General features: G+C 55.1%; 2 protein-coding genes. One reads left to right on the forward strand and one right to left on the reverse strand.

What is annotated here, in order from left to right; all coding sequences use genetic code 11:
- A partial coding sequence (locus AUK77_RS01590) for a tyrosine-type recombinase/integrase (protein ID WP_296125476.1) occupies window positions 1-1,960 on the forward strand: 1,960 nt, incomplete at its 5' end.
- A 375-nt stretch (window positions 1,961-2,335) separates the two neighbouring features.
- On the opposite strand, the gene AUK77_RS01595 is transcribed toward AUK77_RS01590, so the two are convergent.
- Entirely contained in the window at window positions 2,336-3,151 is an 816-nt protein-coding gene (locus tag AUK77_RS01595) for a WYL domain-containing protein (RefSeq protein ID WP_296125478.1), read from the reverse strand.
- Window positions 3,152-3,275 lie beyond the last annotated feature (124 nt).

Raw genomic sequence — 3,275 nt, forward strand, 5'->3', positions numbered from 1 at the left:
TACCTCTCAGCTAGATGGCATAAGCATTTTCGAGCTCGAAATTGACGCGCTGGAAATCCTCTATGAATCCTCACTGGATGCGCAGGCCACAGATAGCAAAAGGCGTACTCTGGCCAAGGCAATCTTCGAGTTCCATACGTTTCTACAGCGTCGGTTCAACTATCCACCAGTCAGCCCCTACTCAATCCTGGGCATCGGCAAGGGCGTGACTCGTGTGGATGCTCGCATTATCAGCGAGGATCAGTACCAGTCTGTTCTGCAGGCGCTCGGCACCTGCGGTCTGGAGCTGCGTACCCCACGCCTAGTCACAGCTGCGAGGCTGTTATTGATCCTGGGGTTTCGGTTGGGTTTGCGGCGCAACGAGGCTCTAAAGCTGCGCCTATGCGATTTGCATGTGCCCGAATATTCGACAGAGGACGCAGCACGTATTCAGGCGCGCCACCCGAACATGCGCAGACTATCCAGCGATGAACTGGCCGGACTAGAGCTGCCCGTTGATCTGCTAATTCGCCCTCATGTCCTCCGCCAACTAAAAACCCTCAATGCGGTCCGGAATCTCCCACTGCGGGTGCTGCTCGAACCAGAAGAACTCCAATTGCTGATTGAATGGTATCGGGAGCGGCGGGCTGAGGAGCGCATCAAACCAACCTCGGATTTCCTGTTCTGTATCCCGCAGTTGAAAACTCAATGGATCAGCGAAAGCGCTCTGTTCCCGGCCCTGCACAACTGTATGCGCGCAGTGACTGGCTCTGAGTTCCTGCACTACCACCACCTGCGACATTCCTGCGCGACATGGCTGTTTTCCAAACTGATGGCGGCGCATAACCGCCTCTCACCCGAGCTGATTTTCCATGATCTGCCCCTGACAGTCCGCTGGCTGAGGGATGACCTCAGATTGCGCAAAGCAATGCTGCCCATTGACGGCCCTACCCGGAAAATCGTTCATATTGTCAGTGCCATTCTTGGGCATGGCAGCCCCAAAACTACGCTGCTGCACTACATTCATAGCCTGCCGCAGGTCATGGCCATGATGTGGCAATGGAACCCCAAAAATTGGCTATTCAACGCTGCAAACGTTGCCCATATAGGTGGCGTCAGCCAGCCCACCAAAAAAGCTGAGTATGTTGATGGCATTTCAGTTGACTGTGGTGTGCTGCTCGACGTCATTTGCCGCATAAAGCCGCTCAAAGACATCCGTCGTGCTCGGAAAAAATCACATCCAGTTCAGGCTCAGCCGGTGAATCAAAACTGGGCGATGGGGCGAGTCCAAGCTATCGAGTCGATGCTGGCGTATGCCTCATATGCAGAGCAGACAGGCCGCGAGGTCAATCTTGATTGGGTCGAGTTTTCTGCTGAGGAGCGCGAAATGATGCTGGAGCGGGCTCGCTATATCCGCGATATGCCGCAGCGTCCAGGAGCAAGCAGCGTAATCCCTAAACACAGGCTGCAACCTGCTCGGCACGCAGAAGCATCGCTGTCGCTGTTGCCATCGCCACCGAAGCATGGAGCGCGTGAAGGGGTGGCCGACTATGCACAGCGGCTCTACGACCTGCTCGAAGGTCCCGACAGCGATCGCGCCCAGCGTGTTATTGATGATTTTGTTGAGCGTTGTTGGAAGACGGAAACCACGCTGCGATTCCAGCGTGATCGTGACGAAGACCATGCACAGGGCTATTTGTGGCTGCTCAGTGCGATAGGTGTTCCGACTCGATCAATCGAGCTGATCGTCTATGACACCAACAACCCGAGGACAACCAAGTCCTACTGGCGTCAACAACTCGGGAGCATTCGCCAGCCGTTCAGTCAGCACGCGCCAGCCACCAACGATACAGCGAATCTACATCTGGGTATCAGGGCGAAGCTTGAGGTGAAGGATCAGGCTAAGGAGAACCATCACTCCGGCGCAGCCCTGCGCTACTTGATGCTGATGGCTTCCATCGACTGGCATTTCCGAGACTAAATAATTTTCGTTAACAACGTCATCTCGTGTTCAAGGAGACTATTGATAGTGTGGATTTCAATTACATCGCTTGCGGTGCGGTCCGAGCTAGTTGAACACAGACCGCGTTCGACCGGGCATGCTTCACATGACAGTGAGCGAAAACGATACCTCATGGCCGATTCTTACAAAGCCCGCCCCAATTGTTTACGCACGAAAAGCTAACAGATTGCCCCGATATCTCCTGGCCTCTATGGTCTTACTCACAGCGACCAGGAGGTGCCCTGTGTGGATGATCAGCTCAATTGATGCAGGATTGCTCGCAGCAACCTTGGGTGGCGTATTTTGGTTGCTGGCCCGGATTGCCTTCGGCCCAGTGGAATAACGCCCTCGCCCCTAGGAGTAAAGCCAGATGGATAGCTCATCGAGATTGCTCACCACAATCTGTTGGGCGCTGGCCTTAGTCTGCACTTTATGCGGATCGATCTGGTAGCGTTGTAGTACGTACTGCACCAACGCCCCACGAGTCGCCACTTTCAGCTGCCCAGCCTGCATCCCAAAGTCCACCTCGATGATGCAGCGTTGATCGGGTTTCAGCCGGGGATCAGGCTCTATCACCACTTCGACTTCACTATTCCAACCGTCATCCGCGTCGCGGCCTTGGTCGGACTCACCAAGCACGTCTAGCTCACCCCTGAAGCGACTCAAGACAAAGTCGCGGTAGTCGCGGTTCTTTTCGCAGTAGGCCCGCACGTGCCAGCGCATGCCGGTATAGACCAGGGTGTGAGGTGCGATCAGGCGTGTTTCGGCCACTGGGTTGGCCAAAGAAACATAGTCGCACTCCAGGCGAAGTCCCTCTCGGCAGGCACGCAACAGCGGACGCAAGACTTCAGGCCTAACCGAGCGATCCGGCACATTCAGAACCTCTGTATGCGCGTAAGCCAGCGCTAAGCCTTCGATGTGTGGTGCCCGTTCGCTGTTCTGGTTCAGCAAATGCAAATAGGCACTGGCGCTGTCATCAATGAACAGCGGACTGAATTGTCGACTGGGTACGTAGCCCTTGATGTGCTTGTCGTAGTCCAGGTTGCCGGGCGCGTAGTCAGTCAGATAGCTGTTGATGTCTTTCGAAGCTTGTTGCCGACTGATGCCGAAGCTCTGCATCAAATGCCCCGTGGTCAAGCGCCCTTCCCACAACGCGATGGTCTCAATCAATCGGTACCGTAGCGCCAGATCCCAACGTGTTGGCGCTGATGGAAAATTGACCCACCCTGCCGATTGAAATTTGACCCAGGGCGGATTGCTGATTTTGTTACCAGCAACTGTGGATAAGTCTACC

The organism is Pseudomonas sp. Ga0074129, assembly GCA_001465025.1.
Taxonomy (GTDB): Bacteria; Pseudomonadota; Gammaproteobacteria; order Pseudomonadales; family Pseudomonadaceae; genus Aquipseudomonas.